This is a genomic window from Flexivirga oryzae (genome assembly GCF_014190805.1).
In the GTDB taxonomy this organism is placed as follows: Bacteria; Actinomycetota; Actinomycetes; order Actinomycetales; family Dermatophilaceae; genus Flexivirga; species Flexivirga oryzae.
Genome location: NZ_JACHVQ010000002.1, coordinates 402,968 through 416,894, shown reverse-complemented (window position 1 = coordinate 416,894; position 13,927 = coordinate 402,968). Strand labels below are relative to the sequence as shown.

Genomic DNA, 13,927 nt, shown 5'->3' with positions numbered 1-13,927 from the left:
AGGCTCGGGAACATGGAGTTGCGCATCTTCACCGAGCCCCAGCAGGGCGCCTCGTACGACGACCTCGTCGCTGTCGCGAAACGCGCTGAGAGCCTTGGCTTCGGCGCGTTCTTCCGGTCCGACCACTACCTCGCGATGGGTGACGGATCAGGGCTTCCGGGACCCAGCGATGCGTGGATCACGCTCGCCGGCATCGCGCGGGAGACGTCGTCGATCCGGCTCGGCACGCTGGTGACGAGCGCAACCTTCCGGCTGCCGGGCGTGCTCGCGATCGAGGTGGCCAACGTCGACGCCATGTCCGGTGGGCGCGTCGAACTCGGCCTGGGCGCAGGCTGGTTCGAGCGCGAGCACGCGGCATACGGCATACCGTTCCCGTCGACGGGGGAGCGTTTCGACCGACTCGAGGAGCAGCTGGAGATCATCACCGACCTGTGGTCCGCGACCGGCACCTACTCGTTCGACGGCTCCCACTACCAACTGCAGGACAGCCCGGCGCTGCCGAAACCGGTGCAGCAGCAGGGCTTTCGTGGCGGTGTCCCCGTGGTGATCGGCGGCCACGGCAAGAAGCGCACGCCGGCTCTCGCCGCCCGCTTCGCGGACGAGTTCAACGTCGCGTTCTCGCCGATCGAGGGCACGCGAGCGCAGATCGGCCGCGTGCGTGAGGCGGCCGAGAAGGCCGGCCGGACACCGGATTCACTGATCTGTTCGGCAGCGCAGGTCGTCTGTGTGGGTGGCGACGAGGCCGAGTTGGACCGGCGCGCCGCGGCGATCGGCAGGGCCAAGGCGGAGCTGCGGGCGAACGGCGTGGCCGGCACGCCCGCAGAGGCCGTCGACCGGCTCGCGGCGCTCGCGGCGGCGGGCGCCGAGCGGGTCTACCTGCAGGTGCTCGACCTGCACGACCTGGACCACTTGGACCTGATCGCGTCGGAGGTCATGCCGCACATCACCGGCTGATCAGGCAGCGACCGGGGTGTCAAACGGGAGACGACGACCAGTTCGGGTCCGACGCGCTGCGAGCTTGCGAGCAGGAGTCGGGACCGAACTGCGAGGAGTCGACCTACAGTAATTGCCAGGAACGCTTGGACAGCCCGTGCCAGAACCCGTCGATGACGGTGTGCGAGGCGGACCCGTCGGACGCGGCCGCGCCGAGGGCGACATACAGCGGTGCCCAGTGCTCGGTGCGCGGGTGCGCCAGCTGCGCGGCCGGTGCCGTGTGACCGAAGTCCATCAGGGCGTCCAGGTCGCCCTTGGCCATCGCCTCGGCCGCCCAGTGGTCGAACTCGGACATGAACGCGGCCGGTGCCGCGTCGGCGCTCGGCTGCATGCAGCTGAGGTTGTGGGTCGTGAAGCCGGACCCGACGATGAGCGTGCCGTCGTCGCGCAGCGGGGCGAGCTTCTTGCCGAGTTCGTAGAGCTGCTGCGGGTCGAGCGTCGGCATGGACAGCTGCAGCACCGGGATGTCCGCCTCGGGGAACATCTCCACCAGCGGCACGTAGGCGCCGTGGTCCAGGCCTCGGCTCTCGTCCCGCACCAGTGACTGCCCGGGGGTGGCGATCAGCTTGGCGACGTCGTCGGCCAGCTCCGGCGCGACCGGCGCGTCATACCGCGTCTCGTAGTACTTCTGCGGGAAGCCCCAGAAGTCGTAGACCAGCGGCGCGCCCGTGGTCGAACTGACCGCGATCGGGGCGGACTCCCAGTGCGCCGAGACCATCAGGATGCGCTTGGGACGGGGCAGGTCCTTGCCCCAGGTGCCGAGTTCTGCGGTCCACCGGGCGTCATCCGCGAGCGGCGGTGCGCCGTGGCTGAGGAAGAGGACGGGCTGGCGTTCGGTGGTCATGGTGTTCATGATGGCAGCAACAAGTTTAACTTTCAACTAATTCCCCAATGGCGCCCTTCACGACCGAGTGGCACGGGTCACACCGGTGCCCACGGACCGGCCCGGACTGCGGCGATGCCCGGGGTCGTGCATAGACTGCGACCCGTTCGCACGTCGAAGCAGTGACGAATCCACTGCACGTCGGACGGAGAGTGAGAAGAACGAGAGTGGCGCGCAAGCTTGTCATCGTCGAGTCGCCCGCGAAGGCGAAGAAGATCGGCGGTTATCTGGGGGACGAGTACATCGTCGACGCGAGTGTCGGGCACATCCGTGACCTGCCGAACCCGTCGGAGTTGCCGCCCGAGATGAAGAAGGGCCCCTACGGGAAGTTCGCCGTCAACATCGACGACGGCTTCGAGCCCTATTACGTCGTCGCGGCCGCCAAGAAGAAGAAGGTCGCCGAGCTCAAGCGCCTGCTGAAGGACAGCGACGAGCTCTACCTGGCCACCGATGAGGACCGCGAGGGTGAGGCCATCGCCTGGCACCTGCTCGAGGTGCTCAAGCCCAAGGTGCCGGTCAAGCGGATGGTCTTCCACGAGATCACCAAGGACGCGATCCAGCGTGCCGCCAACAACACCCGTGACCTCGACGACCGGCTGGTCGACGCGCAGGAGACCCGGCGCGTGCTCGACCGGCTCTACGGCTACGAGGTCAGCCCGGTGCTCTGGCGCAAGATCCGCCGCGGCCTGTCCGCCGGTCGTGTGCAGTCCGTCACCACACGCATGGTGGTGGAGCGTGAGCGGGAGCGTATGGCGTTCCGCACCGCCTCCTACTGGGTTGTCGAGGGTGACTTCGCGCCGGGTGGCAGCGGCAGCCAGGCGTTCACCGCGAAGCTGACCGCACTGGACGGCACCCGCGTCGCCACCGGCCGTGACTTCGACGACCGCGGAAACCTCAAGAGCGACAAGGTCTTCCACCTCAATGCCGCACAGGCCAACGCGATCGCCGAGTCGGTGGCCGCCGCGGTCGCAGCGGTCAGCTCGGTCCAGGAGAAGCCCTACACCCGGCGTCCGAGCGCACCGTTCACGACCAGCACCCTGCAGCAGGAGGCCGGTCGCAAGCTGCGGATGAGCAGCAAGGCCGCGATGAGCGTCGCCCAGCGGCTGTACGAGAACGGCTACATCACCTACATGCGGACCGACTCGATCACGTTGTCGGAGTCCGCGATTCGCGCGGCTCGCAGCCAGGCGCGCGACCTGTACGGCGCGGACTACGTGCCCGACCAGCCGCGGCGCTACCAGGCGAAGGTCAAGAACGCCCAGGAGGCGCACGAGGCGATCCGGCCCGCCGGCGACACGTTCCGCACACCGGCGCAGGTGGCCGGCGAGCTGCGCGGCGAGGAGTTCGCGCTCTACGAGCTCATCTGGAAGCGCACTGTCGCCTCCCAGATGGCGGACGCTCGCGGCAGCACTGCCACCGTGAAACTCGCTGTCCCGATCGAGGATTCGGGTGTTGCGCAGCGTTCGGAGTTCACCGCGTCCGGCACGGTCATCACGTTCCGCGGGTTCCTCGCGGCATACGAGGAGGGCCGTGACGTCGAGCGCAACGCGAGCGACGACACCGAGCGCCGGCTGCCCAAACTGTCCGAGGGTGTGGCCGTCGACGTGCTGCGCGCCGAGGCCGAGGGGCACCAGACCAGCCCGCCGCCGCGCTACACCGAGGCCACGCTCGTCAAGGCGATGGAGGAGATGGGCATCGGACGCCCGTCGACCTACGCCTCGATCGTCGGCACCATCCAGGACCGCGGTTACGTCGGCAAGCGTGGCACCGCCCTGATCCCGACCTGGACGGCGTTCGCGGTGATCCGGTTGCTCGAGGAGCACTTCCCGTCGCTGGTCGACTACGACTTCACCGCGTCCATGGAGGAGGGCCTGGACCGCATCGCCAACGGCGACATCGGCCGGGTCGAGTGGCTGACCCGGTTCTACTTCGGCGACGGCAACGATCGCGCCCCTGGCCTGCCCGCCGCCGGCCCGGACGGCACCGAGGGTCTGCAGGAGATGGTCGAGCACCTGCCGGACATCGACGCGCGGGCGATCTCCACGATCGAGATCGGCGACGGTGTCGTGGTGCGCGTGGGCCGTTACGGGCCGTATGTCGAGGAGGTCGTCCCCGAGGGGGTTGACCCGTCAACGGGAGAGGTGACCGCCGAAGGCGCGGAGGCGCCGAAGGCCCGTCGTGCCACCATCAACGACGACATCGCCCCCGACGAGATGACCCCGGAGCGGGCCCGCGAGCTGCTCGCGGCCGCGGACGACGACGGCCGGGTCCTCGGGCAGGACCCGCAGACCGGACACGACATCGTCGCCCGCGCGGGGCGCTACGGGCCGTACGTCACCGAGGTGCTGCCGGCCCCGCCGGAACCGCCCGCACCCGCGGACGGTGCGAAACCCAAGCGCACCAAGAAGGCGGCGGGGCCGAAGCCGCGGACGGCCAGCCTGTTCAAGGACATGGACCTGGCGACGATCGACCTGGGCACCGCGCTCAAACTGCTCAGCCTGCCCCGGGTGGTCGGCACCGTGACCGAGGGCGAGGGCGACGACGCCAAGCAGGTGGAGATCACCGCCCAGAACGGCCGGTACGGTCCTTACCTGAAGAAGGGCGCCGACTCGCGGTCGCTCGCCACCGAGCAGCAGCTCTTCGACATCACGCTCGAGCAGGCCCTGGCCATCTACGCCGAACCGAAGCGGCGTGGCCGGGCGGCGCAGCCGCCGCTGAAGGAGCTGGGCAAGGACCCGGTGTCGGACAAGCCCGTGGTGGTCAAGGACGGCCGTTTCGGGCCGTACGTGACCGACGGTGAGACCAACGCCACGCTGCGCCGTGGCGACGACCCGGCGGCGATCACGCCGGAGCGCGGCTTCGAGCTGCTCGCCGAGAAGCGTGCCAAGGGTCCGACGACCCGCAAGCGGGCAGCCAAGAAGACGACCAAGAAGACGACCAAGAAGACCACCGCGAAGAAGACCGCTGCCAAGAAGGCGGCGACGGACTGAGGAGAGGGTCCGTCGGGGGAGACCGGCCGGCCCGGGACGTCGGCAATTCGCGGGGAACCGCAGGGCGACGAGCACCGTCACAAGCTCGATCGCCCCGCAGGACACAACGGAGGGAAGCTATGTCCAGCAATACTTTTCGGCGCACCGTGATCGGTGCTGTCGCCGTCGCCGGGGCCTTGAGCCTGGCAGCGTGCAACAGTGGCGAGAGCGCGAGTGTGACCACGCCGGCCGGCCAGACCACGACGACGTCGTCGGCGGCACCGAAGACCAGCACGACCACCGAGTCGAGCGCACCGGAGACGTCCACCACGACGACCGAGCCGAGCGAGACCACGACGTCGGAGGCGAGCGAGACCTCGACGTCCGAGGCGACCAAGCCGGCGACCGGACCGACCGAGGTGAGCGACCCGGACGGCACGTTCAAGCTCGGCGAACCCGCCGTCATCAAGGACGATGACGACGTCTACCGGCTCACGCCGACCTCGCTGGAGGTCGCTCCCGCGAGCGACTACAACGAGGCCCGGCTGAAGAAGGCGAACGGCACCGTCTACTACCTGAAGTTCGACGTCACCCCGATCAAGGTCAAGTCGAGCTACTTCGGCACCAACTCGATCAACGGCTTGTTCTTCCACCCGGAGATCGGCGCCTCGGTCAAGAACGCCAAGCGTGTCTACGGTGACACCGACGCGTGCGAGAGCGACTCGAAGAAGCTGGCGGCCGGTGAGACGGGCAGCAGCTGCTACATCTACCAGATCCCCGGTGCGAAGGTCTCCAACGTCGTCTACAACGACTACGACCACAACATCCGCTGGACCAAGTAACAGGGCGTACGACGAAGGGCCGCCGCGGAGTTCTCCGCGGCGGCCCTTCGCGTCTGCGCTCAGGGGGTGGGCTGGCCGAAGCCGAGCGGTTCGCGGGTGAATCGGTAAGTGGCCCAGTTGAACTGGCGCACCGAGCCGTCGTCCCGACGGTGTATGACGAGACGCTCGCCGCGCTCGCGGCCGCTGACCGTCCGATAGACGTCCTCTCCCTCGGGCTCGAACACCGACAGCGGAACGGTTGCCGGCGCGGCCGCGAGCTTCGCGGTCAGTTTGCCGTCGGCGATCGCGAAGGTGAACTCGGCGCCCTCGGAGAACCATTGCCCGACAAGCGGTTTCAGCTCTTCGGGCTCGACGGTGCCGGGTTGCCACGGCGCCGGCAGCTGCGGGTCGTGCTCGACGACATACGCACCGAACTTGATCGCGGTGCCCGCCGGGTCCTTGGAGATCGAGTTGTTCATCAGCACCGCGCCCGTGGTGCCGGACTCCGGCTCGGAGAAGAACCCGGTGATGCCGCCGGGCATCCCGCCGGTGTGCCCGAACCAGATGCGCCCGTCGCGCCGCTCCAGCTCCAGACCGAGCCCCCACGCGGTGTTCCACCCCGGGTCGGCGGCGATCTGCGGCTGCCGCATCTCCTCGACCGTGTCGGGGGAGAGGATCTCCTCGACCGGGTCGAGCAGGAAGCCGTGCCAGCGCACCATGTCGGCGAGGGTGCTGGCGAGCGCACCCGCCGAGTCGGTGGTGTTCTTGGCCAGCACGGGCTCCTCGACCGGCACGTCCGTGAACGGTGGCACGTAGTAGAGCCCGACGCGCGGCGCGGTCAGGGTCAGCGTGGTGCGCCGCAGCTCCAGGGGGTCGAGCAGCCGCCGCTGCAGGGAGGCCTCCCAGCTGCCGCCGTCCAGCCGCGCCACGACCTGACCGAGCAGCGCGTAGCAGAGATTCGAGTAGTGCCAGCGGTTGTGCGGGCGCAGCACCCGCTCGGCCTCGTTCCACCCGCTGATCAGCCCCTCGCGGTCGGGGAACTCCAGGGTGTCCCACACGTCGCCGACCGGCTCGCGCTGCATGCCGCTGATGTGTGCGAGCATCTCGCGGACCGTCACCTGCGTGTGCGTGGTGCCCGGCACCAGCTGGTCCAGGGTGTCGTCCAATGACAGCTTGCCCTCGTCGCGCAACTGCATGATCAGCACGGCCGTGAACGTCTTGGTGTTGGATGCGACGAGGAACTGCGTGTCCGGGCCGAGCGGCACGCCCGGATCGGACAGGTCCGCCTGTCCGACGGCGGCATCCCAGAGCAGCTCGCCGTGGCGGGCGACGCCGGCCACCAGTGCCGGTGTGCGACTGGCGCGTTGGGCCTCGATCGCGTGGGCGGTGAGGGCCCGGGTCGTCGATTCGAGCAGGGGTGAGGGGCTTTGCGTCATACCCCCAACCTACGTGGCCCGGTCCGGTCCGCTGAAACGTTTTGTGGGTGGCCCGGACTAGGCTGCGGGATTGTGTTCATAGCGTTCGAGGGCGGCGACGGCGCGGGCAAGACGACCCAGATCGAGTTGCTGCGCGGTCGGCTCATCGAGGCCGGGTATGACGTGGTCGTCACGCGCGAGCCCGGTGGGACGCAGCTCGGCACGAGCATCCGGGAAGTGCTGCTGCACGGTGACCACGTGGCGCCCCGCGCGGAGGCGTTGCTCTTCGCCGCCGACCGGGCGCACCACATCGCGACGGTCGTGCGCCCGGCGCTGGCGCGCGGCGCGATCGTGCTGCAGGACCGCTACCTCGACTCGTCCGTCGCTTATCAGGGAGCCGGGCGTGAGCTGGATCCTGCTGAGATCAAACGACTTTCGTTGTGGGCGACCGAAGACTTGCTACCCGACCTGACGGTGCTGCTGGATGTGACGCCCGAGGTCGGTCGGGACCGCCGGGGAGAGGTGCACGACCGGCTGGAGGCGGAGCAGGACGACTTCCACGCGCGGGTGCGCGAGCACTACCTGCAGCTGGCGGCGGCGGATCCTGGCCGCTACCTGGTGGTCGACGCGAGCCTGCCGGCGCAGGAGATCGCGGCGATCGTGGCCGAACGGGTGGACCGGTCATGAGCTGTACCCCACGAAGTTCTCCGCTTCTTCGTCGCTCCGATACTTCGCGGAGGCCCCAGGGCCTCTCAGCACGCCGCGGTGGCCAGGCATGACGGTGTGGAAGGACGTCATCGGCCAGGACCAGGCGGTCGCGACGCTGCAGGCCGCGGTCGCCGACCCGGCGAGGATGACCCATGCCTGGCTGCTGACCGGCCCGCCCGGATCGGGCCGGTCCGTCGCGGCGCGCGCGTTCGCGGCCGCGCTGGAGTGCCCCACCGGCGGTTGCGGGGAGTGTCACGAGTGCCGGACGGTGCGCGACCTGGCCCACGCCGATGTGACGGTGCTGGCCACCGAGGGGCTGTCGATCCAGGTCAAGGACGCCCGCGAGCTGGCCGGGCTCGCCCAGCGCCGGCCGAGCATCGGGAGCTGGCGGGTCATCATCATCGAGGACGCCGACCGGCTCACCGAGCGCGCGGCGGACGCCCTGCTGAAGGCGCTGGAGGAGCCGGTCGAGCGCACCGTCTGGTTGCTCTGTGCGCCGTCGCTGGAGGACGTCATCATCACCATCCGGTCCCGCACCCGGCACGTGCGGCTCCGGACCCCGCCGGTGGAAGCGGTGGCGCGGCTGCTGGTGGAGCGCGACGGCATCGACCCGCAAGTCGCCGCCGACGCGGCACGGGCGGCACAGTCGCACGTCGGCCTCGCCAAGCGGCTGGCCACCGACGAGTCCGCGCGCGAGCGGCGCCGCAAGACGCTGCTGCTGGCCGGCCACATCCACGGCCTCGGTGAGGCGATGAGCGCAGCGGCCGACCTGGCCGCGATCGCCGGCGAGGAGTCCTCGGCATCGTCCGCGGAGCGTGACGCCGCCGAGAAGGCCCGGTTGATGGCACAGCTCGGCGCCGACCCGGGTGCACGGACCCAGCCGCCGCACGTGCGCTCGCAGATCTCCGCGCTGGAGAAGGAGCAGAAGACCCGCGCGACCCGGTTCAGCCGGGACGTCATCGACCGGTCCCTGGTCGATCTGTTGTCGATCTACCGGGACGCCCTGGTCGTCCGCGCGGGCAACACCGTGCCGCTGATCAACGCCGACCTCACCGACGAGGTACGGCAGCTGGCCGACGGTCGGACCAGCGAGCAGTTGCTGCTCGCGATGGACACGATCGGGACGGCGCGCGAGCGGATCGAGGCCAACGTGCCGCCGCTGCTCGCGCTGGAGGCCATGGCGATCGGGCTGCGCGCCCCCACCCGATAACCGAGAGGCTCACCAACAGCCCAGAGGCTCAGCAATCCGGGGTCATTTCGGCCGGGTTTACTGAGCCCGTGGGTCGCTACTGAGCCTCTCGGTATGGTGGGTGGCCGGTCTTGTCGGCCCGGGGCAAGGACGATGACGTAACGTGCAGCGCATGGTGCGACGACGGCGAGTGGCCGGGTTGGCAGGCCTCACGGTCCTGGGTATGGCGCTCGCGACCGGTTGCAGCAGCGGTTCGTCCGGACCCGCGCCCACCAGCGGCGCGCAGTTCTCCTCGGCCGCGTCCGGTGGCTCCGCCAACGCCGCTACCAGCGGCACGACGGCCCCGCTGGCGAAGTTCTACGACCAGAAGCTCGACTGGTCGTCCTGCGGTCAGGCCCAGTGCGCCAAGCTGACCGTGCCGGTCGACTACGCCGAACCGGACGGCGCCACCATCCAGTTGGCCATCGACAAGGTCCCCGCCACCGGCGACCGCAAGGGTGCCCTGGTTGTCAACCCCGGCGGCCCGGGCGGCTCGGGCGTCGACTACGCGGCCGCGGCGGCCTCCGGATACGTCGTGAGCAAGGACGTGCGTTCGTCATACGACGTCGTGGGCTTCGACCCGCGCGGGGTCCAGCGGTCCGCGCCGATCACCTGCTACGGCGACGCACAGATGGACACCTTCCTCGGCGAGGACCCCACTCCCGACACGAAGGCCGAGCAGCAGCAGGCGGCCAAGGACAACAGGGCGTTCGGCAAGGCGTGCGAGGCGAAGGCGGGCAACCTGCTGGGGCACGTCTCGACGGTCGAGGTCGCCAAGGACATGGACATCCTGCGCGCCGCCCTCGGTGAGCAGCAGCTGAACTACCTGGGCAAGTCCTACGGCACCTTCATCGGGTCGACGTACGCCGGGCTCTTCCCGAAGCGGGTCGGGCGTTTCGTGCTCGACGGCGTCGTCCCGCCGGACATCACCGGCACCCAGGAGAGCCTCGGTCAGGCCAAGGGTTTCGAGCAGGCGACCCGGTCCTATGTGCGTGACTGCGTGGCACAGGGCGACTGCCCGCTGGGCAACAGCGTCGACGCCGGGATGGCGCGGATCCGGAAGTTCCTCAAGGATGTCGACGCCGCACCACTGCCCGTCACCGGGCAGGGCGACGTCACGAAGCTGACCGAGGGCTGGGCGAGTTTCGGCATCGCCGACGCGATGTACGACAAGGGGTCCTGGCCGACACTGACCGACGCGTTCCAGGCGGCGTTCAACGGCAGCGGCGACAAGCTGATGGCGCTGGCCGACCAGTACGCCGACCGCAACAGCGACGGCACCTACAACGGCAACATCATGCAGGTGATCAACGCGGTCAACTGCCTCGACCGGGGCAGCTCGCCGAACCTGGCGACCTACCGCAAGGACGTCAAGACGTTCAGCAAGGTCGCCCCGACCTGGGGACCGATGCTCGCCTGGGGAGGGCTCGGCTGCGGCGAATGGCCGATCAAGGCGACCGGCAAACCGGAGAAGATCACCGCCGCCGGCTCCGGGCCGATCCTGGTGCTGGGCACCACGCGTGACCCGGCCACCCCCTACCAGTGGTCGGTGCGGCTGGCGAAGGAGCTGCAGAACGGCCACCTGCTGTCGTATGACGGGGACGGCCACACGGCATACATGATGGGCTCGTCCTGCGTGGACTCCGCGGTGGACGCCTACCTCCTGAAGGGGACCATCCCGGCCAACGGCAAGACCTGCTGACCGGCCGGTCGGGTGGACACTCCGTCGACCGCGGCGGGCCGAGGGGTACCGTCCGGGGCAGAGCCAGAACCTGCTGAGTCGCGGCGTGCACCCTGGGCGCCGCCAACCGAAGGAGAGTCGTGTGAGTGACTTGAGCGGCAAGCGTGCGCTGGTGACCGGTGCCGGCAGCGGCATCGGGGAGGCCTGCGCGGTGGCCCTGGCGGCCGCCGGTGCGTCGGTGACCGTCGCGGACGTCAACGAAGAGGCGGCCGGACGGGTCGCCCAGCAGGTCGGCGGCACACCGTGGGTGGTCGATCTGAGCGACACCGCGGCGCTCGCCGACCTGTCGCTGGACCAGGACATCCTGGTGAACAACGCCGGCATCCAACACGTTTCACCGATCGAGGAGTTCCCGCCGGAGAAGTTCCACCTCATCCTCACGCTGATGCTCGAGTCGCCGTTCCTGCTGACCAGGGCCGTGCTGCCGGGCATGTACGAGCGCGGTTTCGGGCGCATCGTCAACATCACGTCGGTGCACGGATTGCGTGCGTCGGCGTACAAGTCCGCGTATGTCGCGGCCAAGCACGGCCTGGAGGGGCTGTCCAAGGTGATCGCGCTGGAGGGTGGCGGCAAGGGCGTGACCAGCGTCTGCGTCAGCCCCGGGTATGTGCGAACCGCGCTGGTGGACAAGCAGATCGCCGATCAGGCTCGCACGCACGGGATCGGCGAGGACGAGGTCGTCGAGAAGATCTTCCTGACCGAGAGCGCCGTGAAGCGGCTGGCCGAGCCGGCCGAGATCGCCGACATGGTGACCTGGCTGTGCGGGCCCACCGCCGGGATGGCGAACGGGTCGAGCTTCACGCTCGACGGCGGCTGGTCGGCGCACTGATGGGCTACTCCACGCACGACGTGCCGGTGCGCGGTGGCTCGCTGCGGGTCGGGCGGTGGCAGGGCGACGGGCCGGTCGAGCGGGTCGTGCTGGCCGTGCACGGCATCACCGCCACCCACGTCTCGTGGCAGCTCGTGGGTGATGCAGTGGCGCCAGGGACCGTGATCCTCGCGCCGGACCTGCGTGGCCGCGGGCGGTCGGGTTCCTTGCCCGGACCGTCGGGTATGACGCAGCACGCCACCGACTGCGTCGCCGTGCTGCAGGAGCTCGCCGACGGCCGCTGCGACCTGGCGGTCGGGCACTCGATGGGCGGTTTCGTCGTCGCCACGCTGGCGGGGGAGCACCCCGAGACGGTCGGCCGGGTGCTGCTGGTCGACGGCGGGGTGCCGTTCCCGGTGCCGGAGGGTGTCGACATGGCGGCGCTGATGAAGGCCGGGCTCGGCCCCGCCGTGGAGCGGTTGACGGTGGACTTCGCGAGTCACGAGGAGTACCAGGCGTTCTGGCGGCAGCATCCGGCGTTCGCCGACGAGTGGAACGACGCTGTGGCGGCATACGTCGACTACGACCTGGGCTCCGGCCCGCCGTACCGGAGCACGGTGTCGGGTGAGCTGATCGGCCAGGACTACCCGCAGATGTTCGTCGGCGGCGAGACCGACCGGGCCTGGCGGACCCTCACCGCCGAGGCGGTCTTCCTGCGCGCGCCCCGTGGGCTGATGAACGAACCCACCGGGCTCTACCCGGCCGCGATGCTCGATGCCTGGGCCGCGGGGCACCCGAACTTCAGCTGGCGGGAGGTGTCGGGCGTCAACCACTACACGATCACCCTCGGCGGCGGCGCCGGCGTCATCACCGACGCGATCGCGGAGCTGCTCACCGGCCCACCGACCCGCTGAGCGTCTCCCGTGATGCCAAGCGCGCGCTATACAGCGCGTTCGGCATCACGGGGACCGGTTGCGACCGCCGATTCGGTGTCCGGCCGGTCTCTTGCGTATACTCGTCGCGGCCCTCCGGGCCATGCCGCCTTAGCTCAGTCGGCCAGAGCGATTCACTCGTAATGAATAGGTCATCGGTTCGATTCCGATAGGCGGCTCCACCGAACACCCTCGACCACCGTCGGGGGTGTTCTTGCTGGTCAGAGGCCATTCCCCGGATGCGACGAGCACGACGCGAGCACGTTTTCATGAGCCTTGCCCCGCGTCATCTGTGCTGATCGGCGCACCCCCGGCGCACCCCGGACCGTTCAAACGGTCGAGCGCGGCTCGGTCGGCCGCTGTCCCCAGGTGGTGAATGTAGAGGTTCGTGGTCGCCATCGACGCGTGTCCCATCCATGCCTTGACGGTGGTCGGATCAACCCCGCGAACGAGCCACAGGCACGCGGCCGTATGCCGCAGGTCGTACACGCGATGCCCTCGACCGGTGTTCTTCCAGTCGGTCGCCCGTTTGAACGCCCCGACATGCAGCTGATGGCCGCTCGCTGTCGTGAACAGCAGCTCATCGGCGGATTTCCCGGTCGCGAACTCACGCACGAGAGGCAGTACGCGATCAGCGATCGGCACCCGACGCACGCGACCAGACTTCGTGGTCTTGACCTCGACGCCTTCCGGCGCAGCTCGCTCGACGATGAGCAGCGGCAACGGCACCTCCACCAGCGAGCGAACCCGCATCGCGCGCAGTTCGGACCAGCGCAGTCCGGTCCAGCCTGCGATGAGCACCAACCGGGCGAGGCGTTCATCATGGCCGGCCACCGCGGTCGAGACGGATTCCAGTTCCGCCTCGGTGAACGGCCGCATTTCCACGCGCGGCGTGGTCTGACGCGGAACACGCGTGTTCACAACGGGATTTGTCACGATCAGCCGCTCTCGAACACACCACGAGAAGAACGACGACAGTGCCGCCCGATACCGAACAGTCGAGGACAGAGCGCGCCCCGCCTTCGCATACTCGACCAGCACCCTCTGAACCTCACGATCCGTCAGCGAGTTCAGTCCCCGAGCAACGAACCACGCGGGAAGTGCCTTCAAGAGCCGTTGATCGGTCTTGTAGGTCGTGCCGGCGACAGAATTCGCACGCGTCTCGAACCATTGCGGTAGCAGCGCGCGGACCGTGGCCTTGCCTGCGCGGGGGTCGACGCCCCCGGCGATGGCGGCTCGTTCGCGGTCGATCCAGGCAACGGCTTGCGCGCGTGTGTCGAATGTCTTGCTGGCGACTTGCTGGCGTCCGACCTTGAGCACACCACGCCAGCGCCCGGACGGCGTTTTCCGGACCGTCATGGCAAGTCCATGAGGTCGGCGAGCAACGTGGCCAGGTCTGCCGCTTCGCCCAGCGTGAGTATGTGCGTGC

At 69.3% G+C, this 13,927-nt stretch carries 11 protein-coding genes and 1 tRNA gene; 9 read left to right on the top strand and 3 right to left on the bottom strand.

All coding sequences use genetic code 11. The features are described 5' to 3' along the window. The first annotated feature begins 12 nt into the window (after nucleotides 1–12). Nucleotides 13–954: an LLM class F420-dependent oxidoreductase gene (locus FHU39_RS15010; protein WP_183321399.1), complete on the top strand. Its 942-nt coding sequence runs from the start codon at nucleotides 13–15 to the stop codon at nucleotides 952–954. A gap of 103 nt (nucleotides 955–1,057) precedes the next feature. Here FHU39_RS15010 and FHU39_RS15005 read toward each other — a convergent pair whose 3' ends face one another. Further along, nucleotides 1,058–1,846 carry a dioxygenase family protein gene (locus tag FHU39_RS15005; RefSeq protein WP_425484789.1) on the bottom strand — a complete coding sequence of 263 codons (789 nt, stop codon included), beginning with the start codon at nucleotides 1,844–1,846 and terminating at the stop codon, nucleotides 1,058–1,060. 197 nt (nucleotides 1,847–2,043) lie between these two features. Between FHU39_RS15005 and topA the strand changes: the two genes are divergently transcribed. Beyond that, a complete protein-coding gene (gene topA / locus FHU39_RS15000; protein ID WP_183321397.1) occupies nucleotides 2,044–4,866 on the top strand; it encodes a type I DNA topoisomerase in 2,823 nt (940 codons plus the stop codon). Between the two features lie 119 nt (nucleotides 4,867–4,985). After that, nucleotides 4,986–5,687 (top strand): hypothetical protein, encoded by a 702-nt coding sequence (locus FHU39_RS14995; RefSeq protein WP_183321396.1) that lies wholly within the window; start codon nucleotides 4,986–4,988, stop codon nucleotides 5,685–5,687. 59 nt (nucleotides 5,688–5,746) lie between these two features. Here FHU39_RS14995 and FHU39_RS14990 read toward each other — a convergent pair whose 3' ends face one another. After that, complete coding sequence (locus FHU39_RS14990; RefSeq protein ID WP_183321395.1) at nucleotides 5,747–7,102, bottom strand: serine hydrolase domain-containing protein; 1,356 nt, start codon at nucleotides 7,100–7,102, stop codon at nucleotides 5,747–5,749. Between the two features lie 72 nt (nucleotides 7,103–7,174). Between FHU39_RS14990 and tmk the strand changes: the two genes are divergently transcribed. The 6 genes from tmk (at nucleotide 7,175) to FHU39_RS14960 (ending at nucleotide 12,680) form a co-directional block, all read left to right on the top strand. Continuing rightward, nucleotides 7,175–7,768 (top strand): dTMP kinase, encoded by a 594-nt coding sequence (tmk, locus tag FHU39_RS14985; RefSeq protein WP_343065920.1) that lies wholly within the window; start codon nucleotides 7,175–7,177, stop codon nucleotides 7,766–7,768. A gap of 88 nt (nucleotides 7,769–7,856) precedes the next feature. Continuing rightward, entirely contained in the window at nucleotides 7,857–8,999 is a 1,143-nt protein-coding gene (locus FHU39_RS14980) for a DNA polymerase III subunit delta' (protein ID WP_183321394.1), read from the top strand. 151 nt (nucleotides 9,000–9,150) lie between these two features. Next, the gene (locus FHU39_RS14975) at nucleotides 9,151–10,719 is read left to right on the top strand and encodes an alpha/beta hydrolase (RefSeq protein WP_246336583.1); all 1,569 of its coding nucleotides are present in this window, start codon (nucleotides 9,151–9,153) and stop codon (nucleotides 10,717–10,719) included. A gap of 121 nt (nucleotides 10,720–10,840) precedes the next feature. Beyond that, complete coding sequence (locus FHU39_RS14970) at nucleotides 10,841–11,587, top strand: 3-hydroxybutyrate dehydrogenase (protein WP_183321393.1); 747 nt, start codon at nucleotides 10,841–10,843, stop codon at nucleotides 11,585–11,587. Then, nucleotides 11,587–12,480: an alpha/beta hydrolase gene (locus tag FHU39_RS14965; protein WP_183321392.1), complete on the top strand. Its 894-nt coding sequence runs from the start codon at nucleotides 11,587–11,589 to the stop codon at nucleotides 12,478–12,480. Before FHU39_RS14970 ends, FHU39_RS14965 begins: the two co-directional genes overlap by 1 nt. 123 nt (nucleotides 12,481–12,603) lie before the next feature. Continuing rightward, nucleotides 12,604–12,680, top strand: a tRNA-Thr gene (locus FHU39_RS14960). Between the two features lie 85 nt (nucleotides 12,681–12,765). Here FHU39_RS14960 and FHU39_RS14955 read toward each other — a convergent pair. Further along, on the bottom strand, nucleotides 12,766–13,857 hold the full coding sequence (locus tag FHU39_RS14955) for a tyrosine-type recombinase/integrase (RefSeq protein WP_183321391.1): 1,092 nt from the start codon (nucleotides 13,855–13,857) through the stop codon (nucleotides 12,766–12,768). Nucleotides 13,858–13,927: the final 70 nt, after the last annotated feature.

Excerpts from the sequence above, each read along its gene's own strand:
- FHU39_RS15005 (WP_425484789.1), bottom strand. The coding sequence starts at position 1,846 with ATGAACACCATGACCACCGAACGCCAGCCCGTCCTCTTCCTCAGCCAC.
- FHU39_RS14995 (WP_183321396.1), top strand. The coding sequence starts at position 4,986 with ATGTCCAGCAATACTTTTCGGCGCACCGTGATCGGTGCTGTCGCCGTC.
- FHU39_RS14980 (WP_183321394.1), top strand. The coding sequence starts at position 7,857 with ATGACGGTGTGGAAGGACGTCATCGGCCAGGACCAGGCGGTCGCGACG.
- FHU39_RS14955 (WP_183321391.1), bottom strand. The coding sequence starts at position 13,857 with ATGACGGTCCGGAAAACGCCGTCCGGGCGCTGGCGTGGTGTGCTCAAG.
- FHU39_RS14975 (WP_246336583.1), top strand. The coding sequence starts at position 9,151 with ATGGTGCGACGACGGCGAGTGGCCGGGTTGGCAGGCCTCACGGTCCTG.
- FHU39_RS14965 (WP_183321392.1), top strand. The coding sequence starts at position 11,587 with ATGGGCTACTCCACGCACGACGTGCCGGTGCGCGGTGGCTCGCTGCGG.
- FHU39_RS14990 (WP_183321395.1), bottom strand. The coding sequence starts at position 7,102 with ATGACGCAAAGCCCCTCACCCCTGCTCGAATCGACGACCCGGGCCCTC.
- FHU39_RS15010 (WP_183321399.1), top strand. The coding sequence starts at position 13 with ATGGAGTTGCGCATCTTCACCGAGCCCCAGCAGGGCGCCTCGTACGAC.